Here is a 25667-nt window from a genome sequence, read left to right as displayed (position 1 = left end):
TAATCTCATTTTGAATCAGTAGCAATTAATTTTGCCTCAATAATATATCGATCCGGGGCATCGCCTATGTAATCAAATGGATAACAAGTCGTCAATGTTAATGTTGGTGCTTCTTTCTTTACAATAACTGTGCGATCATCAGCATCTGTAATCCATATTTTTTGAATTTCATACGAGTAAATTTTATTATCATATTCCACGATAAGATGATTTTTTTCTTTCAGCTCTCCTAATTCTGTAAATACAGTATCACGATGTCCACTTAATACAGTATGTCCTCCTTGGGGTGGTACTGTTGTCATATCACTAACAAACATACCTACACCTTTTTTCAATGTAGTATTATTCGTCCCCCAGTATACCGAAAATTTCTTTTTGATTTTCGGTATACTTAATATAGCTACTTTCTCTCCTTCTTTGTGTTGGATTTGAGAAGAGGGTACTTGAGAATTTGCATTTGTTTCAGTAGCAGTGTCTTTTGATGTTATCCTTTCAAACTGCTTGACCTCTTCTATCGTTAAATCTTGCGCCGAACTTTTTCCTTTGTACCATTCAAAAGAGTAATAAGCACCAACAAGAATACCAATTATCATGAAGGCAACTCCAATACGATTTAGAAATGTCACCTTTAATCCCTCCATTCCTCATTATTATTTCTCTCCTTATATACCCTTTTTAACACCACTTCTCATGTATTTATAAGATATATCCGAGATGCAAAGATAATTTACAAAGCAAAAAAGCTGCCAAAAGTAGCTATTCAACTACTTTCGGCAGCCTCTTATTCAAAATATTTAAAGCATAACGCCATTATCTTTAAATACATACCAAGTACCATTAATCAAGTGTTTGCCTGTTGCCATTGCACCATCAGATTTTAAATAATACCATTTTCCACTCTCTTGTAGCCACCCTGTTTTCATCGTGCCATTCGAATTCATATAATACCAACCTGTATCAGTTCTTACCCATCCAGTTCTCATTAATCCACGATGGATGTAATACCACTTATTTCCTTCTTTTAACCAACCAGTTTTAAATGCTCCATCTTGGTTTGCATATAACCAGCGATCTTCATCCTGTATCCAACCAGTTTGCATAATACCATCTTGACCTAAGTAATAATCTCTTCCATTTACTCTAACATAATCGTTTTGCACCATCATTCCATCTATACAGTAATACCATTTTCCGTTATAACTTAACCAGCCTTCATGAGCTTTTCCATCTTTATCAAAGTAATACCATGCATCTCCAGTTTTTACCCATCCCATTTTTTGTATAGCTTGTTCTTCTTTCGGGATAGCCTGATTCACATTTTCACTTGTTTCTCCATAAGAAACGGCAGGTACTAAAAACATTACAGACATTAAAACTAGCAAAATAATTTTTTTCATTTTTCCCAGTCTCCCAAATAATAATTTATTTTGGTTTCTACCTCTATAACCAAATTATATTACGAATTATAAAAACAAACAACATTTTTGTAATATAAATGTAATAATTTTATCTTTTTTGTTACTTTAGATATTTTATCGTTACTATTTTCCTATTATATTCTTAAAATAATATATATATCCGTTTTGATTTTTCGACATATAAGTTACGGTTATGAAAATAAAAGAAGGTCTTCACTCCTTTTCTCCTTCTGTTTTCACATGGCATGGGGCTAAAAAAAGGAACCGATCGCTTCTACCTATGAGCGGATTCTCTCTCCCCCCTAAAAGGAATGGTTTTATTTCGGTTTTTCAATCCGTATTTATATAGATGTTTATCTTCACTAAAAAAGCATTGTAGATTCCCTCTACAATGCTTTTTCTGTGTCTCAGTATTTAATTGTTACTTTCACGTGAATGTAGAGTAAAAGGATCTGGAGTAATAACTAATTGTCTCGGCTCAGTTTTCTTTAAGTGATTAGTGACGTTACACTTACTATGTTGAAAGGACCATGCTTTAATAGGATTTGTAAAGATGATTCTTTGCTCTTTATTAGGGGTCTCTTCTTCAAAATTACAACTTTCGCTCCATTTACACCATTTCATTGTAAATTGTGAAGAAGAATGATCTTCTTTTCGATCAAATAAGTGCGAAAGGCTCATCTCTTCATCTAGTATCATAGTGTTACTAGCCGATAATAAAGCAATGGTCATCCAACGTTTCTCCATTCCCTCCTACTCCTTTTCACATATAATGCCTAAAGCGTATTTTACCTAAAATGTGCTTGCCTTTTACCTTACACCTATAAGTTTATCCAAAATATCACTACTCCACTATCGATTTGTCTTACAAATTACCTTACATTTTTGTAAGGAATAAAAAAACCTCCATTTAAATGAATGAAGGTTTTGAAATCATTTTTTATCTATATATTCTTTCATATCATCTAATCCAGCTTCATACAGTTGGAGCAGCATTCCATGAGAAATCGCACCAAGAACTAAAGTCATTCCAATCAGTGAAACTCGAATAGCAGGAACATCAATTATATAAGCCAACATACCAAGAACGATTGTTAGAAGCAATGCTTTTATAAATGTAATACTTGAGTACTGTTTCTTTTTCATGATTATCACCCTTTATGGAAGCGTTTTCTTAATATAGTTATTATATCATATCATCAGACCTTTTTGTGGATATTTTTGTAAAAAGACTTCCGTTTTTAAAAATAAAAAAATGACCTGCACTCGTTCTCTCCTTTTGTTTTCACTTGGCATAAAGCAGGAAGAAAGTTTGACCACCTCTATGTATGGTCGGATGCTCTCTCCCTCCTAAAAAGAATGATTTCATTTCGTTTTTCAAATTTGCATTTATATATTATGTCTATATCCGTTTACTACTTTCGTCATACAAAATAAAAGAAGCATATAGAACAGAACTGGAATTATAATCACTCTTGGCTCTAGCATTAATTCGCCATAGTAATAGCTAATTAAATTTGCCCAGTCATTTAAGTATGGAAAATATATATGAAATTGATCATGAGCTTGCCCAGAAACAATTTTTGTTCCCCCTAAAAATAATTTAAAAATGGCAAGATGTAACATGATTAGTAATACTTGCACCATCTGTTCTCCAATTTGAAATATAATTTGTGGTTGCAATACTTTCATAATATGAGTCCGAAATATATGCCATCTACTACCTCCTAATACAAGGGAACTTATCACATACTCTTGTCTCCAAATGTGCTGAACCTCTTTTTGAAAAAATCGTGTCATTCCTGGAACTGCCACAAACACAAATACAATCAATTGTATACATAATAATTCTATATTTGTGACAATAGGTTTCGTTCGTAGTTCATACATGATAAATGGGGTTAGAAATAAAATACAAAATAATGTTTGGGGGAAAAATTGCAAGCTAACAGTAACACGTTGTAAAAAAGAAAATCCCCACTTATCATTACGAACCAACAAGCTCATCAATAAAGAAATGGTTACTCTAGCAACCGCCACAAAAAATGATATTAAAATTGTATACTTAGCTCCTTCTATTACTTTATAAAACAAATCTTCTCCTTCTCGATCCGTTCCAAACCAATGTTCAGAGGACATGGAAAAAGGGGCCGCTTCAACAATTTCTCCTTTTTCATTGTATCGATATTCCACTACCTTAGGTTCCTTCTGAAAATATGGAAGTGCAAAACTAATAATTAATAATAGAATAATAGGAAATAAGAAGTATATATAACGCTGTTTACGCATACAGCTTCCTCCTTAACCAATTCAATAACAATATCACTCCGTACATAGGTACGATACACAATATCAGCAAATAAACGATAACTGCTGGATCTTGACCGCTAATCAAAATTGAAAACAAACCTCTAATATGAAACATGTACTCAAAAACAAATAAACTCGTTATCAAAGCTAATAATATTGATTCCATATGATTCACAACTGAAATCACGATATTGCTAACAATATGCTTACATAAAATATACAGACTACTAAAACCTTTCGCCTTCACAAACAGAACATAATCTTTTTTCTGCTCTTCCTTTATAAGTAGCATTTGGAATTGAAATAAAGAAATGGTAGGAATAATAGCTAAAATGAGAATTGGTAATACAATCGATGAATTTTGCATTGTAGAGAATGGATGTAATAATAAAACTCCGGTATACCTATATATTGTTACCATTATAAGTTGAAGAAAAAAAATCAGAAAGATATCTGGGATTGTTTTAAGAAAACATACAGCTTCTTCTATCATTCTCTGTACACGCCTTGGTATAATCGCTGTAATCATACTACATACAAAAGACAAACAGAGCGAAACTACGAGTGCTCCAAATATAAGCACGAGCGAATATGCATATGGCTTAAAGATAAGTGGAAATAAGGGAAATTCCCTTTCTTGCATCTTAAATATTTGCACATTGTTTGAAACAGTCGCTACTTGTGTAGCCATTTTCATCTTTAACTCTTCTGGATGTATGAGTGCAGAGATAACATGTATACATTGTGTAAAAAAATGCTCTATATGTATCCCAACTTGCTTCCCCTTTATAAATAACATAGGAAGACTTACTATCACTACAAATAGCATGATCATAATAAATAATTGAAAAATGATTGAAGATATTTTTTTTAACATTCCATTCTCCTCTCAATTTCTCGAACATGAATCTACCACGAAACACTAAAATCAAATTGTCACTTTATTTTATTCTGACTTTGCTAACATAAACCTTTATCAAATATATATCCTTTTGACTTTTCCTCCTCAATCCTTTACAGTCGAAATGTTCACAAGTTTTACAACGTAGGAGGATCTCAATGAATATTGAAATAAAAGACACTTTAATTTCTGAAGAAGCATTACAAACGAAGGTAAAAGAACTTGCACTACAAATTGAGCGCGATTTTGAAGGAGAAGAAATCGTAGTGATTGCTGTATTAAAAGGTTCTTTCGTCTTTGCTGCGGATTTAATTCGTCACATAAAAAATGAAGTAACAATCGATTTTATCTCAGCATCTAGTTACGGTAACCAAACTGAAACAACAGGGAAAGTTAAATTATTAAAAGATATCGATGTCAACATTACAGGTAAAAATGTCATTGTTGTAGAAGACATTATCGATTCAGGCTTAACACTTCACTTCTTAAAAGACCACTTCTTCATGCATAAACCGAAAGCATTAAAGTTCTGTACATTACTTGATAAACCAGAACGTCGTAAAGTCGATTTAACAGCAGAGTATGTAGGCTTCCAAATTCCAGATGAATTTATCGTTGGTTACGGCATCGACTGTGCAGAAAAATATCGTAATTTACCATACATCGCTTCGGTTGTAACAGATAAATAAAACCAAATAAACTTCCATCGCTTTCTGATGGAAGTTTATTTATATCGTTCACTACTTCTAAAACACAGGGAGGGATTAGAATGACACAGACAAAATTTGAAAAAGTTCTTCTCATCGTAAACCCAAAAGCAGGGCAAGGAGATTTACAGACAAACTTATCCAAAATCGTTCCACCGCTTGCTGCAGCTTTTCCTGATTTACGAATTCTTCATACAAAACAGCAAGGCGATGCCACAAAGTATTGTAGGGAGTTTGCAAACAAAGTTGATTTAATTATCGTCTTTGGCGGCGATGGAACTGTCTTTGAATGCACGAATGGACTAGCACCTCTTAAAATCCGCCCAACACTTGCAATCATTCCAGGCGGGACGTGCAATGACTTTTCTCGTACGCTTGGCGTTCCGCAAAATATTGCCGAGGCTGCCAAATTAATTGTAAAAGGTCATACGAAGCCGATTGATATCGCTCAAGCAAACAACCAATATTTCTTAAACTTTTGGGGGATCGGTCTCGTTTCCGAAGTGTCTAATAACATTGATGCTGACGAAAAAGCAAAGCTTGGGAAGATTGGTTACTATTTAAGTACAATCCGCACAATTAAAAATGCAGAAACCTTCCCTGTGAAAATTACGTATGATGAAGAAGTATATGAAGATGAAGCTGTCCTTGTTATGATTGGAAACGGTGAATATCTAGGAGGAATCCCTTCCTTTATTCCTAATGTAAAATGTGATGATGGTGCACTTGATATCTTTGTTGTAAAATCAACAGGTTTTCAAGCATTTAGAGACTATATCGGAAAGAAACTATTTGAGGATACAAATAACAATGATATATTCCATGTGAAAGCAAAATCAATCCTTATTGAAACAAAAGAACAAAAAGAAGTAGATACAGACGGAGAAAGCTCTCTTCATACACCGTGCCAAATTGAATTATTGCCAGGACATTTTACAATGATTTATAATCCAGAACTAGTATAATAGATTCCTTGTTGTAATTTGGTAATTTATAAAGTTCGCATTTTTATAAAATAAAGATTATAATTAAAAGTATAAAAGGTTGTTAACAAAAAACGTTAACAACCTTTTTATTTTTTTAGAAAAATTCCCCACTTTAGAGGAGTGATGATATGTATTGGAAAAGAAATAATAAGCCTGTCGAAGATCCAGAAGAAATAGCTGTATGGGAATGCCAGTCAGAAAGCTGCCGTGGATGGATGCGCAAAAACTTTTCTTTAGAAGAAGAACCAAAATGTCCTTTATGTAAAGGTGATATGGAGAGCGGAACACGACTACTACAAAAATTGTAAAGATTAAGTTCTATTTCCCCTACATTCCTCAATTACGAAATCAAATAAAGAGAAGATCCTCCCTCTCCTTATCTCCACTATAACTACCTTGCCTAAATGTGAATCGAAAATAAATAAGGAAGAAGGCAGCTATTACTTAAAATAGCTGCCTTCTTCCTTACTGCCTGCGAATATTTGGACAAGTAATCTATCCCATTACCTGATTTTTCTTTTGCATATATAAATATGAAATACTTGCTATGACGACAATTGTGCCACCAAAATAGAGGCCATACTTCGTCGCAAGTTCTACAATCATCTCGATATGTTTACCAAACATAGAACCAAGCATAAAATAAAGCAATGTCCATATGAATCCTGTCGTGTATGAATACAAAGCATATGTTTGAAATGACATACGATTCATACCAACTAAATAAGGAACGATATGTCTAACGACAGGTATAAAATAACTTGTTGCCAATGCATAATGTCCGTATTTATGAATCAGTTTTTGTGATTTTAAAAGGTACTTTACTTTCTTCTTTTTCATTAATTTATCAAGTACTTTAGAACCAAATAATTTTCCAAGTATATATCCTAATGAAAGACCTGACACTACACCTAAATAGGTTAACAAAAAGGCAGGAATTACACTTAGTATGCCCACCGATGATACAAACCCACCACTCATTACAATCATTTCATCTGGAACTGGCATGCCTACAATCCCGAGCCATAGACAAAAGAATAAAGCCCAATAACCATACTGCTCAATATATGATAACAATTCATGTAATTCCATTACATACATGCCTTTCTACAACTAAGAACATGCGCTGGTGGAAGATTCAACCAAACCTTTTTTAATGAAATTTCCTGAAAAAAGGTTTGGATAAATGCTTTCTTTGCAAGCGAGTATTGAAATGTAATGAATTCACCATCCTCACTTAATGATTCCATGACGCTAGATAAAATACGAGATGATACTTCTCTTGGTAAAGACGTAAAGGGTAATCCTGATAATACGTAATCAACCTTCTCTATTTGTAAATCCTCGATGTATTTCTTTATATTTTCAGCTGATCCATGTATAACTAAAATATTAGGATCGTCCTTAAACTGCTTCTGTAATTTTTTGAAAAAAACTTCATTAATTTCAATCAAGATAAATATTGTATGTTCTTTTTTTCTCTTTATAATCTCTTTCGTGAATGAACCTGTTCCAGGTCCTAATTCTAAAATGTACTTCGCTTCTTCAAAATTAATCGCGCCTACCATCTTTTTGGCTAATCTATTCGAACTAGGTGCAATTGCCCCAGTATTCTTTGGATGCTTCACAAATTCGGTTAAGAATGTAATAAGTTGCATTTCTAACCTCTCCCATTCATTCGGTATTGTTTAATATAGCTTCAAGTATAACGATCATTTTTTAAAAAATAGCATGGAAATTTCTTAAGATTTTATGAAGAAATAAAAAAAAAGCTTTGTGCACATGCACAAAGCTTTCTCTTTACTTACTAACAAAATATCCAATTGTATAAATGATCCATAAATGAACTGGATAGAAAATATAAAACATATATTTCGTGAACGCATTATTTAAACCACGCTCTCCGTTATATAAGAGAATAAATGGTAAAGCAAATACCATCATCCATTGATTATTAAAACCGAACATACCCATTTGAGTGAAGATTTCTCCATCAATAAGTAATGATGGAACTTCTAATAAAGATAGCACCATATATGTGATAATTAACCACATTTTCTTCTCTCTAAAGAAATAGAAGATTAATGTCATGATTACACCCATAAAGCTTGCTTCCGTAAACATTCCTAATGCCGCCGCAATAATAGCGGCTGGAATCCCCACTAAATAATTTTTTGTACGCTTCGTATAATCAATCGCAATTAATAAAACAATTCCTAAACCAAGTGACAAGAAAATATTATTAGATAGTCCACTGTCACTTGGGAACAAATATTGAATAAGTGCTGAACCTGCAAACATAATCGCTGCCCACATAAATACACGAGTCGCGTATTTCGTACGATTACGTGTATAGAAGAATCCTTCTACGACAAAATAGAAGAAAATTGGCGCAACGATGCGTCCTGGATGATGCATCCACATTGGCATACCTGGAATATACGTATACACGTGGTCAATGACCATTAAGATCATTGCAAAAATCTTTAATTGAAAAGCATTTAACCTCATAAAAATAGTAGTCCTCCTTTTTTAAATACTTTCTTACTATAACGATTTTCTGTTAGGAGGACTATCGACTTCTCTTACATTAACATTACACTTTTGTAAGATTTTCATAAAAAAAACAGCTATCGCGCCTAGCGATAGCTGCCTCCTTCATTACTTCACGCTCACAATCTTATAATAAGAGCGAACTGTTAAGAAGTAATATCCAATATAAATGATGCTGTATATACCGATGCTCATTAATAGTGGAATCAAAATTTCATATGGCATTAATGTTGATAAGCCTTTTAACGCGAATAAACTATGACAAATCCCGACTACTAATGGAATCGCAAAGATAAAGCTTATTTGTTTCGCAATCGCCTTTTTCATTTCTTGCTTTGTCACTCCGACTTTACGAAGTACGACGTAGCGATCGCGGTCTGCATTTGCTTCTGTTAACTGCTTGAAGTAAATGATAGAACCTGTTGCGAGTAAGAACACTAGACCTAAGAATAGACCGATAAACATCATTAATCCTGTTGCTTCTAACATACCGTGGAAGCCAGTATAGAAATCATTGAAAGGTAATGCAACTTCTGACTCTCCAGCTGGCATTACTTTCTTTAATTTCTCTGTCAGTACTTTACTATTGTTTTCGTCTTTTACATCTATATTTTTAACGATACGAGTACTAGAGACTGCCTTCACACTGTTATATATTTCATCTGGTACAATAACGAATAGTTCTCCTAAGTTCGTTATATTACGTCCTTCAGCACCTTGAATCGTTAATGTCTTCGTCTCATTTCCAATTGGGAACACTGCTTTATTCCCTTTATATATTGCACTAAATTCATGGCCTTCAATATACATACCATCATATACAAAAGCTTCATTAGCAGCTAAATTTACTGCTTCAACATCCATTTTCTTTGCGATATTATTAAATGCTGATTGCGATACAAGCTGATATTTCTCGGTAACGAAATAATTCGTATTCATGCCCAGATCTGCTTTTTCACCTTCGAACTTCCCTTTAACAGGAACCATCTCAATTTCAAATTGGTCTGTTACAGGATGATTTTCCTTCTCTTCAGTCAAAATCGCATTTACTTTTCTATCAAGTGCCGCATCTTTTTTCTCGTAAGAATAACTATGCGGTGCATAATCTTTTGATTGTTTAAACGTATTGTAATACATCGTTACAGATGTACCAACCGCTGTTAATGTTACCGCACTTAATACTGCAATGGTTGCGAGCGATTTGGCATTTCCTTTAATGCGATACAATAGCTGCGACGTTGTTACCATATTCATTCCATTATAGAATGACGATTTCTTATGTCTTGCTCGTTTTAATACGAACACTGTAAAGAACATAAATAATAAGTACGTACCAAGTACAGTGGCAAGTAAAATATAAAATGCAACCATCATAAAGTCAGCATATTTCGCTGCCTTCATAAATGTTAGCGATAGGAAATAACCTGAACCAATTAAGAAGACTGATATCAATGCCATAATAACCGATCCTTTAGGCATTGTCTCTCCTTCACGCTCAGCACGGAACAATTCAATTAACTTAAAGCGATAAATTAAACGATATCCCTGCAATGATGTATAAAGAATAATGACAAAAAAGATAATAGCTGTATCAATAATTGCAGCCATTGGTACTTCAAAGTGAACATTTAAGTTCAGTCCCATCATGCTTACCAATAATTCAAGGAATAGCTTTGAAAGTACACTACCAATCGCAATCCCGATAACCAATGACATTAATCCCATTAGCATGTTTTCATAAAATAACATTTTACCAATTTGTTTTTTTCGAATTCCTAGCAGTGAATATAATCCAACTTCTTTTTTGCGTTTTCGTGTAAAGAATCCGTTAGAGTATATAATAAATACTGCTACGAAAATAATCAGCATCACACTGGAAACTTGGAATGCCCCGCTAATTTTCTTAGAGCCTTCCGCTGCTTTTTCCATTTGTGAATTGTACTGAAGTGCCTTAAATGTAAAATAAATGACGATACTAAAGATCATCGATGCAAAATATAAAAAGTAATCTTTAAAGTTCCGCTGTATGTTGCGGAGAGCAATACTAGATAACGTCATTCATTGCACCTCCGGAAATTGCAGACATTACGTCAACTACTTGTTGGAAGAACTGTTTACGCGTTAACTCCCCGCGGTGCAATTCTTTATATAACTCACCATCTTTAATGAAGATAACACGTTTACAATAACTTGCTGCAAACGCATCATGCGTTACCATTAAAATGGTTGAATTATCATATTCATTTAATGACTTCATACTTTCTAGTAAATCTGTTGCTGATTTAGAATCAAGCGCTCCTGTTGGCTCGTCCCCGAAAATCATACTTGGATTTGTAACGATTGCTCGTGATGCTGCGCAGCGCTGCTTCTGTCCGCCAGATACTTGGTATGGGAATTGACTTAAAATATGATCAATGCCAAACTTCTTCGCAATCTCAAGAACGCGGCGATCAATTTCATTTGCTTTCACTTTTGATAAAGCAAGTGGCAAAGCAATATTCTCTTTCACCGTTAGCGTATCTAATAAATTATAATCTTGGAAAATGAAACCTAAATGATCACGGCGGAACAATGCCAATTTATCATCATTCATTTTGACAATGTCTTTTCCATCAATTAAAATTTCACCGTTCGTCGCGTTGTCAATTGTAGAAAGAACATTTAAAAGAGTCGTTTTACCAGACCCAGAAGGTCCCATAATGCCAACAAACTCACCCTCTTGTACTTGTAAGTTAATGCCTTTTAACGCTTCAAATTTATTTCCACCTGTATCATATACCTTTTTAATATTTTTCGCTTCTAATACCGTTTTCATCTCTATATCCCTCTCTTCTTCTATTCTCTATTTTCACTATATCTAACTTCTACTCTTGCCACTATCGATGTTTCTTACACAAACATGACAGTTATGTAAGGGGGCTTAGCAGAAGAAAACGAAACTTAACTTTATGAAATAACTACTTTGCTACTATAGCACCGGGGTAACATACCAGCCATTCATTCTCCTTACAGAAACATTACAATTCTGTAAGGTACAAAACTGTCCTACATACTTGTGCACGGAATGTCGGATGAGGTTATTTCATTCTTGCTATTCTATTTACATAAGGAGGTCATATCATGAATTCGCTTAAAAACATGAATGCAGCAATACAGTATATTGAAGATAATCTTGCGAATGACATTGACTTTAAAGAAGTGGCAAAGCTAGCCCTCTGCTCTGAATATCATTTTAAAAGGATGTTTTCCTTCCTTGCAGGCATTTCACTTTCAGAATATATTCGCTGTAGACGTCTTACTCTTGCGGCATTCGAACTAAAAGATAGTAATGTAAAAGTCATTGATATCGCTATGAAATATGGATACAACTCACCAGATTCTTTTTCACGTGCATTTCAAAACTTGCATGGTATAACACCATCAGAAGCTAGAAATAGTAGTCATTCTCTTAAAGCTTACTCACGAATGACCTTCCAGTTATCTATTAAAGGAGGACATGAAATGAACTATCGTATTGAAGAAAAAGAGGCATTTCGCATCGTTGGCATACAAAAACGAGTACCAATTATTTTTAGCGGTGTAAATCCAGAAATCGCTTCTATGTGGCAAAGTTTAGACAGTCAATCGATCCACACATTAAAGACACTTTCAAATGTTGAGCCTACTGGACTCATTAGTGCTTCTACCAATTTTTCTGAAGGTAGGATGGAGGAAAAAGGAGAACTCGATCACTATATTGGTGTAGCAACAACGAAAGATTGCCCAGACCAGTTCACACAACTTGAAGTCCCAGCCTCAACATGGGCCGTATTTGAAGCAATCGGACCATTTCCTAGTGCATTGCAAAATGTATGGGGACGTATTTATTCGGAATGGTTCCCATCTTCAAATTTTGAACAAATACAAGGACCAGAAATTCTATGGAATGAAAATAAAGATGTAACCTCGCCAACTTTTAAAAGTGAAATCTGGATTCCCGTTTTGAAAAAGTAAATCATGCATAAGATTAATAAAAGAAGCTATCCCAAAAGGTCGTTTTGAACTACCTTTTGGAGACAGCTTTTTTAGACTAACGTTTCACTTTATCCTTCTTTTAGACTCATTGTTATACAATACTGCAGTCATAATCAAAATCATTACAACAACTACAAGAGTAAATAACCTATAGTTCGATATCGCACCAGTACCTACTAATAAGGCAGGTATGACAGCCACAATCATGCCTCCAAACATACCAAGAACAGACCCCATACTCTGCTTCACCACCTGTGTTTCTGATACCCAATCATAATAACCAAATCGATTATTAATAAAAATCCCCCACACTGCTGAAAACAATGAATATGTGATCGGGGTAATGATGATAAAAATAGAAGTCCAAATATCCGTCTTTAAACCTATCATCATAAGGATAGCGCTAATAATTGATGTAGGTATGCTGAGCGAAAGGTTCATGAGAATCTTACTATCATAAATCATCTTAGGTGTCAGAGGTAATGACTTGATAATCCATACATTTTTCCCCTCTAACGATAATGAAACACATGTTGTACATGTCATTGAAATCATTGCTGAAATAGCAAATGGCGCAACCTTTTGTAAAATTATTTCGATTCCAGGATACCCGATTAATTTGCTTGGTCCTACTATAACCACTGCAAGTGAGAAGATAACTGCCATGACAACGCCCATACCAATATTAATCACATATACGGTAGAAGAAAAGAAACGCTTCCGTTCTTTTTTATATAACGCAATTAATACTTTTTCTTTCTTCATCCGATCAATCTTGTAATTGGAACGCATATGATACGTAGAGATACCTGTATTGATTTGCTTATATTTCAGAGCGAGTATTTTTATAAAAAGACAATACCAAATAACTGATATGCTAACAAAAAGGATAAAAGCTACAATATTTGCATCAACAATTGCTTTTTGAAAAATGTTAGCTAGCGGATACACTTTAGCTAATCCCTCTGAAACAATTGCTCCAATCCCTTCTAAATCCGTAAAACTATATTTCGTATTTCCCTGCTTGAACATAAAGTAACCAAAGCTAATCATTGCTATAAAACTTAAAATGGTAGTGACTTTATTTGCATGTCTAAATTTAGAGGCAATTGCCGTAATACATGCACCAAAAATTGCTGCAATTGTTGTTGGGATTAAAGATACTGTAAATAACGTAATGAACCACATCAAGTAGAAAGAAACTGATGGCTTCTCATATATGCAATAAACAACGCCCATCGGCAGCATAATGATCATTGAAAAGAGCGTATTTAGCACGTATAAATACAAAAATCTACTAGCTATAATTGTATCTACACGAATCGGTAAAGACATCACAAAATCATAATCCTTAAAAGCAAAAATCTCGCCATTTGCCTTAAACATAGTGAAAAATAAAACTAACATACTGCTAATAACAAATGCATAAACCGGAATGACTTCTCCTATTCCAAGTTTTATCAATCCATATGCCGCGCTTCCACAATACAACATCAACATAACAACAACTAAAGCAATTGATACTGAAATTAAAATTTTATTCTGCTTCTTTTTCTTATCTTTTTCATACTTAAAAGTATTAAGACCAAGCTGTGTTATGAAACGGATTTTTAAAAGGGCTATCGTATTATTTTTCATCAGCAAGCACCTTCATAAAGAGCTCTTCCAATGAATGTTCCTTTATGAGAGACTTTACTTCCCCTGAGATTGCTAGTTTTCCTTTATTGATTATCGCTATCTTATTGCATAACTTTTCTGCCACATCTAGTACATGAGTAGAAAAGAAAATGGCACTACCTGATTCGCAAAGCTTCTTCATAATCCCCTTAAGTACAACAGCCGCCTTGGGATCAAGACCAACAAAAGGCTCATCTAAAACTAATAATTTTGGATGATGCACAACTGCCGATATAATCGCTACTTTTTGTTTCATACCGTGTGAGTAGGAGGATATTAAATCTCCTAAATATGGTGTAATCTCAAAAGCATCCCCATATTTTTGTATCCGTTCTTCTCTGTCTTTTGCCGATACCCCAAAAACATCAGCAACAAAGTTCAAATATTGAATTCCTGTTAATTGTTCATATAAATCTGGATTATCAGGAATGTACGCCATGATTTTCTTACATGCAATCGGGTCCTTTTTTACTGAATGCCCATCAACAAAAATTTCTCCCTCTTCGAAATCTATAACACCTACTAGTGACTTAATCGTCGTACTTTTCCCAGCACCGTTATGTCCGATAAACCCGAAAATATCTCCTGCTTGAACAGTTAAACTCAAATCATCTACTGCTTTTTTGCCACCTTTGTAGGTTTTGCTGAAATTTATGATTTCTAACATATTCTCTCCCCCAAATAATCTAGACTGATCTATACTCAGTTCAATATGTGTAACCTTTTCTTGTATTTCATCATGTAACATCCCTATTTATAATTACTTTTTAAATATTCAGACTAAAAGATCGGAATCATACGCAGTAAGACTTCCCTCCTACTGCGTATGATTGATTCTAGTATTTCCTAAAGAACGATAGCTTCTAAGTTATACTTGCATTTCTTTTTTATATAAAATATAAGAATATAAATTCGTCAGCACTACAGCAATTAATATCATTGCAAGCATCATATACGAACGCAAGTTAGCTGGCAGGGCAATACTTACAATCATAAGAAGTCCTAAAGCTACAAACACTTTTCCGCTAAAGCGGTGTGTCTTCCGCCATACTTCTTCACTGCTTAATGTCCATGGGTTACGCATACCCACAAAGAAATTTGGTTTACACTGCGGCAAATAGTTACCGATGACTAAAAATAAAATACCGACAAGTAATTCTGGTACCCGATTGATGAACAAATTATATCCTAAGCCACTTGTAATAATATCGATATTCCCTACAAATAAAACAACTAGCAATCCATTGTTTATCATCATCAAAGCTTTAGAAAACTTTTCATAGTTTTCTTTCTTTGGATCAATCTTTTGTAAAACATTAAGAAGCACATAACAACCAATCATGATACCAACCATAGACATCATTCCAGTTAATTTCGATGAAAATCCATCAGCAGTCCCGCCGCTAAAGTGGGTTGCAATTGTATCCGGCAAATGCGGCCAAGAAATCGCCCATGCTAGGCAAGTTGTCAAAATTAATATAATTGCAAAAAGATGTTTTTTCATTTCCCCTCTCCCCCTTTATTCGTAAACGTAAACACCCATGTTAATAAATCTTGAAAAACCGTTGTGTTTAAAGAGTACACAACAAATTGGCCTCTTTTTTCATCTTGAATAAGTTCAGCGTTTTTTAGCGCATTTAAATGATGCGATATGCTTGGCTTTGTCATATTGAAATGTTCTGCAATTTCACCAGCGGTTAAATCACCTTCTTTTAATAAGTCTAAAATTTTTCGTCTTGTTGGATCTGCTAATGCTTTAAATGCTTGATTCAATACCTTTCTTCCTTTCAATAATTAGACATTTAGATATTTATCTAAATGTTAAAATAAAAAATATTAATTGTCAATTCTACCCATAACCTTTTTACTTTTTCCACTTTTGACCTATACTGTTTACTAGCACTCGTTTCAAGCTAATGAAAAGACACGAAACACATGGTACACTATAGCTACAATTGTTTTTTAGGAGGAATATACATATGTATAAAATTTTAATCGTTGAAGACGATCCAAATATCTCATCTTTACTGCAATCTCATATTCAAAAATACGGTTACGAAGCTGTTGTTGCGGATAACTTTGATGATATTATGGATTCTTTTAATAGAGTGAAACCACACCTAGTGCTTCTAGATGTAAACTTACCGAAGTTCGATGGTTTCTACTGGTGCCGTCAAATTCGTCACGAATCTACTTGTCCGATTATTTTCATTTCTGCTCGTGCTGGTGAAATGGAACAAATTATGGCAATTGAGAGCGGTGCGGATGATTATATTACAAAACCATTCCACTACGATGTTGTTATGGCGAAAATTAAAGGTCAATTACGCCGTATTTATGGTGACTATGCACCAAGTATTTCAGAGCGAATTGTTGAAGTGGAAGGTTTAAAACTATACCCAGAGCGACCAGAAATCCACTTTGGAACACAGCAAGTTCTTCTTACAAAAAAAGAAGCAATCTTGGCAGAAATGTTGTTATCAAAATTCCCCCGTACAGCAAGTCGTGAAGATTTATTAGCTGCGCTTTGGGATGATGAAAGCTTCGTTGAAGAAAATACATTAAACGTAAACATTACACGTCTTCGTAAGAAATTTAATGAGCTTGGTATTGAAAATGCAATTGAAACAGTACGCGGATTAGGGTATCGTTTTAACGCAACTTGGAGTGAATAAACATGAAGTTATTTTTGCGTGATCATTTTGCATTTTTTCTATTATATGCATTAAACTTCGGTATCATTTTTATTCTCTATGATGCAGTAGACGGATTCCAAAACAATAAGTTCTACTTTATTGTATTAAGCTTATATTTATTTATTTGCTTCCTTGCTTATCGTTATGTTCGTAACCGCAGAATGTATCATAGGTTGAGTGAGCCCCCAGAAAAAATGGAAGATGCGTTTATTGAAAGAGCGACTGCTCCTATGCCGCACGGCGTCAACGAACTTGTTAGGGCGCAGTATCGCCTATTCCAAAAAGAACTACAAACATATGAAGTAAAGCAACAAGAACATCAATTATTCATTAACCACTGGGTGCATCAAATGAAAACACCGGTTTCTGTTATGCAGCTTATGGTTCTTGAAATGGAAGATGAACATCTCATTCCTAAGTTTAAAAAGGAACTAGAAAGATTAAATCAAGGGCTAGATATGGCATTATATATGGCAAGGCTTAATAACTTCCATGAAGATTTCCATGTAGAAACTCTTTCACTAAAAGATGCTGTAACAAAAAATATTAATGGCTTAAAGGAACTCTTTATTCGTAACGGTGTATTCCCAGTTCTAGAAGTTCATTCTGATCTTAAGGTTGCTTCTGATGCAAAGTGGCTTAAGTTCATTATTTATCAATTAATGACAAATGCGGTTCGCTATTCTGGTGAGCGCGGAAAGAAAGTCTTCTTGTCTGGCTATCGAAACGGCAAAGATATTATTTTAGAAGTTCGTGATGAAGGTGTCGGTATCCCGCAAGAAGATATTCGAAGAGTCTTTGAACCATTTTACACGGGGAAAAATGGACGTACTTTTGGAGAATCAACTGGTATGGGACTTTATATTGTAAGTAAGATTTGCTCTTATTTAGGTCATTCTGTGAAATTAGATTCCGAGGTTGGTAAAGGGACAAGCATCAAAATCATCTTCCATAACGCTGCGAATAACCGAGCAGATGAATCTGGGACGGTGACAGAGCAATGAACATAACACATTTCAGCAAAATGTATGAGAACTCACTCTCATACATTTTTTGCAGCATGACTCAAACGATATCTTCTATTTGGAGGTATACATCATGACATTTTGGCAGTTTGCATTTAAAAACGTAACGCGAAACTCAAGAGCTTATTTCGCCTACTTTGTAAGCAGCGCGTTTTCCATTGCTGTATTCTTTTCATTTGCGGTGTATTTATTTCACCCTCGGTTACAGAATTCTAGCCTAGTTGATGGAATTTCAGGATTAATGATATTTTCAGAAATAGTCATTGTTGGTTTTTCCTTTTTCTTTCTTCTATATTCTATCGGTACCTTCTTAAAAGTTCGCAAAAAACAATTTGGTATTTTAACCGTTTTAGGGATATCAAGAAAACAATTAAAACGCCTTGTTTTCATGGAAAATATGTTAATTGGAATCTTATCAATTTTCTTTGGTATTCAATTTGGACTTGTATTTTCACAATTTTTCTTATTGGTAACAGCAAAAATTACATATGCTCCTGGACTCTATTTATATTGGCCAACAAAAGCGATTATTTTAACAGCGACAATCTTTCTAGGACTCTTTATCGTTGTATCAGCTTTCACTCCTATGCTCATTCGAACAAGAAAAGCGGTTCGACTTCTAAAGGAAGGGAAAGTGAAACAAAAAGAAAGAAAACCATCTATCCTGATTTCACTATTCGGTGCTATTTGTTTATTATCAGGTTATGTATTAGCTGGGAACCCAAAATACTTTATATCACTCGGTTCAGATATAGGAGCTCTATACATTGTTTCTAGTATTTTCGTTATTCCATCATTCGTTGCAATTGGAACCTATCTTTTCTTTTCTCAAATTAGTTTCCTCCTCATTCGCATACTGAAAAAACGAAGAAAATTTTATATGAAACGAATTAATATGCTTTGGATTTCTGATTTAGCAAGCCGCATTCGTACAAATATTAATATGCTATTTATTGTAGCAATGCTTTCTACTCTCGCTTTTACGATGATCACATTCATATATGGATTTGGGAAGTTTATGAAATTCGATGTTACTAACAATAGTCCATTTCCGTTCACCTATCTTTCGTACGACGCCAATCCACTTGTCACGCAGCATATGGACTGGTTAGAAAAACGGCTTAGTGAAGAACAATTTTCATATAAAAAATTCAAAACAGACTTATATGCAGTTTCATTACAAAAAGATGAAGTCACTCCCTATGAACAAGAAGCATATGTGTTAAAAGAAAGTGACTATAATAAACTTGCGACTGCTTTACATCGTAAGCAACTTTTTGTACAAAAGAATGAAACTTATATATTACCTGGATATGGCTATCAAAACATATTAAGTCCAATGCAAGAAGAATTTAAACGAAAAAGCGTCACAATTTCTCCAAATGCGCTGACACTGCATGTACAAGATTATGAAAATATTAACGTGATACCAACTGGCTGGACATCACAAATATTGATTTTATCTGATGATACAGTAGACGCTTTATCAAATAACATGAAACATATAACGCTTTATAATTTTCAAGTAACAGACTGGGAAAAGACAAATGAAATTGCTGCGGAGTATCTTGATAAATTCGCAAAAGATCGAAGAAACATCCCATCTGAAGAACCATTATTTATCATGAACGAAGCGAGTAACACGCTATACGAGATTAAATTAGGTGCCGCTTCATTCTTCTTAATCGGTACGTTCCTAGGCGTCATTTTCTTCATTGGAGCAGGAAGTGTCCTTTACTTCCGCATGTATACAGATTTAACAAATGAACAGGAAAAATATATTACCATTACAAAAATTGGTTTAACAGAATCTGAGATGAAACGCTCCGCTACGATTCAGCTTGCGATTTTATTCTTTGTTCCCTATATTATGGCATCTATTCATACGATGTTTGCCGCAAAAATGTTACAAGAAATTATGGGCCTATCATTATTTGCTGAAGTAACTGTTGTTCTTATGATTTTTGGAACGGTTGAAATCATCTTTTTCTTATTAATTCGTTCCCTATATATGCAAAAATTATCACAGCATATTAAGCTTTAAAAGATAGAAAGGTGAGTTTTATGGAAGAAGTATTACACATAAAAAATGTCTCAAAAGTGTACGAGGGCAAAGTCCCTCATACTGCTTTAAAAAATATTAATTTACATGTAGATAAAGGTGAGTTTGTCGCAATTATGGGCCCTTCAGGAAGCGGGAAGTCCACTTTCTTAAACGTTATATCTACAATTGATTCTCCTACTGCTGGGGAGGTATTTATTAATGGAAAAGAGCCTCACACATTCCGCCGTGAAAAGCTAGCCGTTTTCCGCCGTCAAGAATTAGGGTTTGTTTTCCAAAACTTTAACTTACTAGATACGTTAACAATCGGTGAAAATATTGTATTGCCATTAACATTAGACAATATTCCGTTGAAAGAAATGGATGCGAGATTAGATACAATTTCAAGGAAACTCGGAATTGATCATATTTTAGACAAGCGGATTTTTGAAGTTTCTGGTGGTCAGGCGCAGCGCACCGCAGTGGCTCGTGCTGTTATTCATCATCCATCACTCTTGCTTGCTGATGAACCTACTGGAAATTTAGACTCAAAAGCTGCCATTGATGTAATGGAGCTATTTACAAAATTAAATAAAGAAGAAGACGCAACCATTTTAATGGTAACACACGATCCGTTCGCAGCGAGCTATTGTAACCGTGTGATTTTTATTAAAGATGGTGAACTTTACAATGAATTACACCGCGGTCTATATCGTGAAAAATTCTATCAAGAAATATTAGATGTGTTGGCGTTATTAGGAGGAAGACGTGGATGACATTTTGGCAATTTGCTTTTAAAAATGTCTCTCGGAATTCACAGGCATATTTCGCCTATTTTATAAGCAGTGTATTTTCGATTACAGTTTTCTTTTCCTTTACTGTATATTCGTATCATCCACGCTTACAAGATATAAAAGAACAAGGGCCGCTAATGAATTTAATTGGAATGGCACAATTCGTCATCGTTATGTTCTCGTTCTTTTTTTTACTATACTCGATTGGAACATTTTTAAATGTACGCAAAAAACAATTTGGGATTTTAACCGTTCTCGGTATTTCTAAAAAACAGTTAAAACGGCTTATTTTTCTGGAAAATATGATAATTGGGATCTTAGCAATTTTTGCTGGTATTCAAGTCGGTCTTGTTTTTTCTAACTTTTTCCTACTCGTTACTTCCAAATTAACAGGTGCAACAGGAATCTATTTATATTGGCCAACAAAAGCAATTATCGCAACAACCGTAACTTTTATTGTTCTATTTTTTATCGTTTCTACGTTCACACCTATGTTCGTTCGTACACGTAAAACAGTTCGTCTCATTAAAAGCGATCAAAAGCAAGGAAAAGAAAAACGGCCTTCTATTCTTATTTCTTTATTTGCTTTAGCTTGTTTAGGTCTATGTTATTATATCGCTGGATATCCAAAAGGATATGTCACCGAAAAAAACGTACAGGATGGCTCTGTAATCTTTATCATTTTATCGATTTTGCCACTTGTAACCATTGGAACATATTTATTCTTTTCTCAAACGATTCTTCTCTTTATATCTATTTTAAGAAAGAGAAGAAAATTTTATATGAAACAAATAAATATGTTATGGATTTCAGATTTAGTCGCTCGCACGCGTGGTAATATCAATATGCTCTTTATTGTTACTATGTTATCTGCACTTGCTTTCACAATTATTACACCGCTCTTTGCTATGAATAATTACACAAAAGCATCTATTTTAGAACGCTATCCTGTTCCGTTTACGTATACATCTAAGCCTGGAAATTCATTCGAACAAAAACATATTTCAAAAATAGAACAAGAGCTTACAAATCACGCATTTCAATATCAAAAATATGCATTTACACTTTTAAAAGATACAGCTCACGAAGAAGCTATTGTGCTTATGAAAATGAGTGATTATAATACACTAGCTAAACTGTTAAAAAAACCAGAAATTCAGTTAGGTCCAGACGAAGCATATATAATTTCTAAATATTCACCAACGCTATTAAATTTAATTGCAAATCCATTTGCAAAACAAGAAACAATAACTTTGGAGTCTAACAAAAAAGAGTTTCACATTAAAGGATTTTTAAAACATAGTGTAGAGCCACAATACGCTCTTCCGCATACAATTGTGTTGCAAGATCACGTAATTGACAATATGATTCCGCATATTGAAACCATTACCATTTATAACTATCTTGTTGAAAATTGGGAAGACACTCTAGCCCCTACTACAAATATGGTAAATAGCATAGATAAAGATCGAAACGATTTATTGGAGAAAACAAAGCCTGAAGAACAACACATTACTATCCCATTCAGTCTTTATACATCTAGTGATGCATTAGCATATAGTAAAAAAGATAATGTCTCTAGTTTCTTTATCGGAACATTTCTCGGTATTATCTTCTTTATCGGTGCAGCAAGTGTCTTATATTTCCGTATGTATAATGATTTAACGCGGGAAGAACAAAAGTATATTACCATTACAAAAATTGGATTAACAGAATCTGAAATGTTCCGTTCCGCAACAATTCAATTAGCTATCTTATTTTTCGTACCTTATATAGTTGCAGCTATTCATACGATATTTGCAATTCAATTTTTACAAGCAGTGCTTTCCCTTTCTTTACTTAAAGAACTATTATTTGTACTCACTTTATTTGGGATTATCGAGATCATTTTCTTCTTTTTAATCCGTTCCTTTTACATGAATAAATTATCACAACGTCTTAAATTGTGAATGAAATAGCCTCGTGCGTGTGCACAAGGCTATTTCAATAGTTTTTAAATGTTAGCAGCAGAACCCACCGTAGCCGTCAAAACCGCCTCCATAACCACAGTAATCGCCGCCTCTACCACTGAAGCAGCTAGCACCGATGATGATCAATAAAATAAACAATACAATTAAAAGCGCAAAACCGCCGCCGCAGCCGTGTCTTACAGGTTTGTGATCGCAATTTTCACTCATTACTCTATTCCTCCTTTAGTATCATTCGCAACAAGATCATCTTGTTCTAAATGAGGGGATTCCATTTATATTATGTTTATATGGAAAATCGGGAGCTTGTTTTGCCTAAAAACAGGCTTGTTTCGTGGGAATGGTCACCCTATATAACGAAAGAAAAATTTGCATCATTACACAAAAAGGATGCTCTAAAAAAGAGCATCCTCTCTACTTTAAACGAACATATCGAGTTAATAACGCAAGCCCAAATGAGATAAATGACAATAGAGTTTCCAGTACTGTCCACGTCTTAAACGTTTCTTTTACCGTTAATCCTAAATATTCTTTTACAAGCGAAAAACCAGCATCATTTACGTATGAGAACATTAATGATCCTGCCCCTACAATGTTTTTCCAACTATTATTAGACACTTAACCATTGTTTTTTCATTTAACATCCTTATATAAAAATTTTCATTACCATCATTACTAAACCAGCTAATAATGCCGATATTGGCAGTGTAATAACCCAAGTCGTCACAATTCTTATAGCGACTCCCCAATTTACACCCCGAACACGTTTAGCGGAACCAACGCCTAGAATGGCAGATGAAGATACATGTGTGGTTGATACTGGTAGCCCTAAAATAGTAGCACCTTGTAATACTACAAATGATGTTAAATCTGCAGCAAATCCATTGATAGGTTGAACTTTAAATATTTTTTTAGCCACCGTTTTAATAATCCGCATTCCACCCATCATTGTTCCTATACCAATTGTCGCTGCACAAGTAACTTGTACCCAAAGTGGTACATCTAATGTGGTTTGATAACCACCTGCTACTAAAGCAAAAACAATAATTCCCATTGTTTTTTGTCCATCATTTCCTCCATGAGAAAATGCAGCTAAACCAGAAGCTACAACTTGAAACCCTCGAAAACCACGAGTCGCACGGCGAGGATTTACGTTTTTAAAAGCAATTGCTAATATTTTCATTAGAATAAATCCTACTATAAAAGCTAAAAAAGGAGAAATGATTAGGGCTTTTATAATATCTGTGAAACCTTCCCAATTTATAGAATGTATTCCTGATCCAAAAATAACAGCTCCGGCAACAGATCCGATTAAAGTGTGTGACGATGAAGAAGGAATCCCATAGTACCATGTAAACAGATTCCAAAATATAGCTGCAATAAGAGCGGCAATGACGATTAACAAGCCATTTTCAATCTGAAAAGGATCAGCAATTTTACCACCAATCGATTTTGCTACAGCTTCTGATATTAAAGCACCTATAAAATTTAATACACCTGCATAAATAACCGCGAATCGTGGTGATAAAGCCTTTGTAGAAACTGACATTGCAATTGCATTAGCTGTATCATGAAATCCATTAATGAATTCAAAAATTAAACCAAGAATAACGATAATAATTATTGTTGTCATTAGAGCCTCCACATATTTTTTGACTATGTTAATTTTCACTCCAGAACTATATTAATACTGCTTGAATACGGTTAAGCATTCTTCATGATAATGCTTTCTAATGTGTTGGCTACATTCTGACAAAAATCCGCAATATTTTCGAGCTCTTCATAGATTTCTTTATATTGAATAATACGAATAGGATCTTTTTCATTAGCAAACAGATTTTTAATGGATTCACGCAAAATCTCATCACATTTTGATTCCAACTCTTTAATTTTGATAGCATGATCCCTCATGTTTAGTAATTTCTTTGTTGCCAACATTTCAACCGCTGCCACAATTTCAGCAGTACAATTACGGATAGCATCAACAAACTTAAGCATATAATTATCAGCATTTACTATAGAATACATTTCAAATAGAGCAGCAGTATGTTCTAACCCATCTAAAACATCATCCATGCTCAAGCTAAGAGATAAAATATCTTCTCGTTCAATGGAAGTGATGAAAGCATTGTGTAAATCTTTGATAACTTCATGAACTAGAGAATCCCCCTCCGATTCATATTCCTTCATTTTTTCAGAAAAAATTTTAAGGTCATTAATATTTTTTAATTTATAGTCAGCGAAATAATTAGCACTTTCTTTTAAATTTAAGGAAATATTACTTAAATGATTTGTAAACTTGTCTTTTTTTCTTACAGCCATGCTATTACCTCCACTTTATCTAATGAGTTTAAATATCAAGGGTGAATCATACAACCTTAATATTTCCTTATAGCGCAATTCAATCCATGAATGTATATTAAATTAAGGTGTCAAAACAATTAACCTTACATTAAGCTAACGGGTTGCGTTAGTTGAAGAAAACCTATAAAAAGTCATACCGTTTATAAAAATGATGAACCGAATCTTAATAATTGAAAGGATTTCAGATTCCCTTATTTCACTAACAGGGAGGTTT

General features: G+C 34.1%; 27 protein-coding genes and 1 pseudogene. 9 read left to right on the top strand and 19 right to left on the bottom strand.

Going from position 1 to position 25667, the window contains the following annotated elements; genetic code table 11:
* Positions 1-5 precede the first annotated feature (5 nt).
* From KFD70_RS08335 to KFD70_RS08310, 6 genes are all read right to left on the bottom strand, one after another.
* The gene (locus tag KFD70_RS08335) at positions 6-626 is read right to left on the bottom strand and encodes a class D sortase (RefSeq protein WP_336450570.1); all 621 of its coding nucleotides are present in this window, start codon (positions 624-626) and stop codon (positions 6-8) included.
* Between the two features lie 168 nt (positions 627-794).
* Positions 795-1397, bottom strand: coding sequence for a PspC-like choline-binding domain-containing protein (locus KFD70_RS08330; protein ID WP_431613116.1), 603 nt, complete (start codon positions 1395-1397; stop codon positions 795-797).
* Between the two features lie 435 nt (positions 1398-1832).
* The gene (locus tag KFD70_RS08325; protein ID WP_336450572.1) at positions 1833-2165 is read right to left on the bottom strand and encodes a hypothetical protein; all 333 of its coding nucleotides are present in this window, start codon (positions 2163-2165) and stop codon (positions 1833-1835) included.
* 186 nt (positions 2166-2351) lie between these two features.
* Positions 2352-2564: a hypothetical protein gene (locus tag KFD70_RS08320; protein WP_241814974.1), complete on the bottom strand. Its 213-nt coding sequence runs from the start codon at positions 2562-2564 to the stop codon at positions 2352-2354.
* A gap of 243 nt (positions 2565-2807) precedes the next feature.
* A complete protein-coding gene (locus KFD70_RS08315; protein WP_336450573.1) occupies positions 2808-3707 on the bottom strand; it encodes a peptide ABC transporter permease in 900 nt (299 codons plus the stop codon).
* Entirely contained in the window at positions 3700-4605 is a 906-nt protein-coding gene (locus KFD70_RS08310) for an ABC transporter permease subunit (protein WP_431613115.1), read from the bottom strand. The genes KFD70_RS08315 and KFD70_RS08310 overlap by 8 nt, the downstream gene beginning before the upstream one ends.
* A 182-nt stretch (positions 4606-4787) precedes the next feature.
* Between KFD70_RS08310 and hpt the strand changes: the two genes are divergently transcribed.
* The 3 genes from hpt to KFD70_RS08295 all read left to right on the top strand — a co-directional run bounded on the left by hpt (position 4788) and on the right by KFD70_RS08295 (position 6630).
* Positions 4788-5318, top strand: a complete 531-nt coding sequence (gene hpt, locus KFD70_RS08305) for a hypoxanthine phosphoribosyltransferase (RefSeq protein WP_174100052.1) — start codon at positions 4788-4790, stop codon at positions 5316-5318.
* 80 nt (positions 5319-5398) lie between these two features.
* On the top strand, positions 5399-6301 hold the full coding sequence (locus KFD70_RS08300) for a diacylglycerol/lipid kinase family protein (protein WP_336450575.1): 903 nt from the start codon (positions 5399-5401) through the stop codon (positions 6299-6301).
* Between the two features lie 149 nt (positions 6302-6450).
* Positions 6451-6630, top strand: coding sequence for a cold-shock protein (locus KFD70_RS08295; protein WP_174100049.1), 180 nt, complete (start codon positions 6451-6453; stop codon positions 6628-6630).
* A 187-nt stretch (positions 6631-6817) separates the two neighbouring features.
* Here the strand turns inward: KFD70_RS08295 and KFD70_RS08290 are convergent, their stop codons facing one another.
* The 5 genes from KFD70_RS08290 to KFD70_RS08270 all read right to left on the bottom strand — a co-directional run bounded on the left by KFD70_RS08290 (position 6818) and on the right by KFD70_RS08270 (position 11690).
* Entirely contained in the window at positions 6818-7414 is a 597-nt protein-coding gene (locus KFD70_RS08290) for a DedA family protein (protein WP_431613114.1), read from the bottom strand.
* The gene (locus KFD70_RS08285; RefSeq protein WP_174100045.1) at positions 7414-7980 is read right to left on the bottom strand and encodes a class I SAM-dependent methyltransferase; all 567 of its coding nucleotides are present in this window, start codon (positions 7978-7980) and stop codon (positions 7414-7416) included. The genes KFD70_RS08290 and KFD70_RS08285 overlap by 1 nt, the downstream gene beginning before the upstream one ends.
* Before the next feature lie 142 nt (positions 7981-8122).
* Positions 8123-8833, bottom strand: coding sequence for a TraX family protein (locus tag KFD70_RS08280; protein WP_336450577.1), 711 nt, complete (start codon positions 8831-8833; stop codon positions 8123-8125).
* A 150-nt stretch (positions 8834-8983) separates the two neighbouring features.
* Positions 8984-10933: an ABC transporter permease gene (locus tag KFD70_RS08275; protein WP_431613113.1), complete on the bottom strand. Its 1950-nt coding sequence runs from the start codon at positions 10931-10933 to the stop codon at positions 8984-8986.
* Complete coding sequence (locus tag KFD70_RS08270; RefSeq protein ID WP_431613112.1) at positions 10920-11690, bottom strand: ABC transporter ATP-binding protein; 771 nt, start codon at positions 11688-11690, stop codon at positions 10920-10922. The genes KFD70_RS08275 and KFD70_RS08270 overlap by 14 nt, the downstream gene beginning before the upstream one ends.
* Before the next feature lie 305 nt (positions 11691-11995).
* Between KFD70_RS08270 and KFD70_RS08265 the strand changes: the two genes are divergently transcribed.
* Positions 11996-12868 (top strand): AraC family transcriptional regulator, encoded by an 873-nt coding sequence (locus KFD70_RS08265; RefSeq protein ID WP_336450579.1) that lies wholly within the window; start codon positions 11996-11998, stop codon positions 12866-12868.
* Positions 12869-12952: 84 nt separating this feature from the next.
* Here the strand turns inward: KFD70_RS08265 and KFD70_RS08260 are convergent, their stop codons facing one another.
* The 4 genes from KFD70_RS08260 to KFD70_RS08245 form a co-directional block, all read right to left on the bottom strand.
* Positions 12953-14527 carry a putative ABC transporter permease subunit gene (locus KFD70_RS08260; protein ID WP_431613111.1) on the bottom strand — a complete coding sequence of 525 codons (1575 nt, stop codon included), beginning with the start codon at positions 14525-14527 and terminating at the stop codon, positions 12953-12955.
* Complete coding sequence (locus KFD70_RS08255; RefSeq protein WP_336450581.1) at positions 14517-15233, bottom strand: ABC transporter ATP-binding protein; 717 nt, start codon at positions 15231-15233, stop codon at positions 14517-14519. The genes KFD70_RS08260 and KFD70_RS08255 overlap by 11 nt, the downstream gene beginning before the upstream one ends.
* Positions 15234-15434: 201 nt before the next feature.
* Positions 15435-16070, bottom strand: coding sequence for an SdpI family protein (locus tag KFD70_RS08250; RefSeq protein WP_336450582.1), 636 nt, complete (start codon positions 16068-16070; stop codon positions 15435-15437).
* Positions 16067-16339, bottom strand: coding sequence for an autorepressor SdpR family transcription factor (locus KFD70_RS08245; RefSeq protein WP_018764634.1), 273 nt, complete (start codon positions 16337-16339; stop codon positions 16067-16069). Before KFD70_RS08245 ends, KFD70_RS08250 begins: the two co-directional genes overlap by 4 nt.
* Positions 16340-16545: 206 nt before the next feature.
* Between KFD70_RS08245 and KFD70_RS08240 the strand changes: the two genes are divergently transcribed.
* The 5 genes from KFD70_RS08240 (at position 16546) to KFD70_RS08220 (ending at position 23071) form a co-directional block, all read left to right on the top strand.
* The gene (locus KFD70_RS08240) at positions 16546-17241 is read left to right on the top strand and encodes a response regulator transcription factor (protein WP_336450583.1); all 696 of its coding nucleotides are present in this window, start codon (positions 16546-16548) and stop codon (positions 17239-17241) included.
* A gap of 2 nt (positions 17242-17243) precedes the next feature.
* A complete protein-coding gene (locus KFD70_RS08235; RefSeq protein WP_336450584.1) occupies positions 17244-18266 on the top strand; it encodes a sensor histidine kinase in 1023 nt (340 codons plus the stop codon).
* A 94-nt stretch (positions 18267-18360) separates the two neighbouring features.
* Complete coding sequence (locus KFD70_RS08230; RefSeq protein WP_336450585.1) at positions 18361-20331, top strand: FtsX-like permease family protein; 1971 nt, start codon at positions 18361-18363, stop codon at positions 20329-20331.
* A gap of 20 nt (positions 20332-20351) precedes the next feature.
* Positions 20352-21104 carry an ABC transporter ATP-binding protein gene (locus KFD70_RS08225; protein ID WP_336450586.1) on the top strand — a complete coding sequence of 251 codons (753 nt, stop codon included), beginning with the start codon at positions 20352-20354 and terminating at the stop codon, positions 21102-21104.
* Positions 21101-23071: an FtsX-like permease family protein gene (locus KFD70_RS08220; protein ID WP_336450587.1), complete on the top strand. Its 1971-nt coding sequence runs from the start codon at positions 21101-21103 to the stop codon at positions 23069-23071. The genes KFD70_RS08225 and KFD70_RS08220 overlap by 4 nt, the downstream gene beginning before the upstream one ends.
* Positions 23072-23122: 51 nt before the next feature.
* On the opposite strand, the gene KFD70_RS08215 is transcribed toward KFD70_RS08220, so the two are convergent.
* The 4 genes and pseudogenes from KFD70_RS08215 to KFD70_RS08200 all read right to left on the bottom strand — a co-directional run bounded on the left by KFD70_RS08215 (position 23123) and on the right by KFD70_RS08200 (position 25411).
* Positions 23123-23299: a YjcZ family sporulation protein gene (locus tag KFD70_RS08215; RefSeq protein WP_336450588.1), complete on the bottom strand. Its 177-nt coding sequence runs from the start codon at positions 23297-23299 to the stop codon at positions 23123-23125.
* Positions 23300-23508: 209 nt separating this feature from the next.
* A pseudogene (locus KFD70_RS08210) lies at positions 23509-23677 on the bottom strand (GntT/GntP/DsdX family permease); the annotation flags it as partial.
* A gap of 58 nt (positions 23678-23735) precedes the next feature.
* The gene (locus KFD70_RS08205; protein WP_336450589.1) at positions 23736-24722 is read right to left on the bottom strand and encodes an inorganic phosphate transporter; all 987 of its coding nucleotides are present in this window, start codon (positions 24720-24722) and stop codon (positions 23736-23738) included.
* 71 nt (positions 24723-24793) lie between these two features.
* Entirely contained in the window at positions 24794-25411 is a 618-nt protein-coding gene (locus KFD70_RS08200) for a DUF47 domain-containing protein (protein WP_336450590.1), read from the bottom strand.
* Positions 25412-25667: the final 256 nt, after the last annotated feature.

It is taken from the genome of Bacillus pfraonensis (genome assembly GCF_050768835.1).
Taxonomy (GTDB): domain Bacteria; phylum Bacillota; class Bacilli; order Bacillales; family Bacillaceae_G; genus Bacillus_A; species Bacillus_A pfraonensis.
Note: the sequence above shows the minus strand (reverse complement) of the source record. Positions and strands in the feature narration are given on the sequence as shown.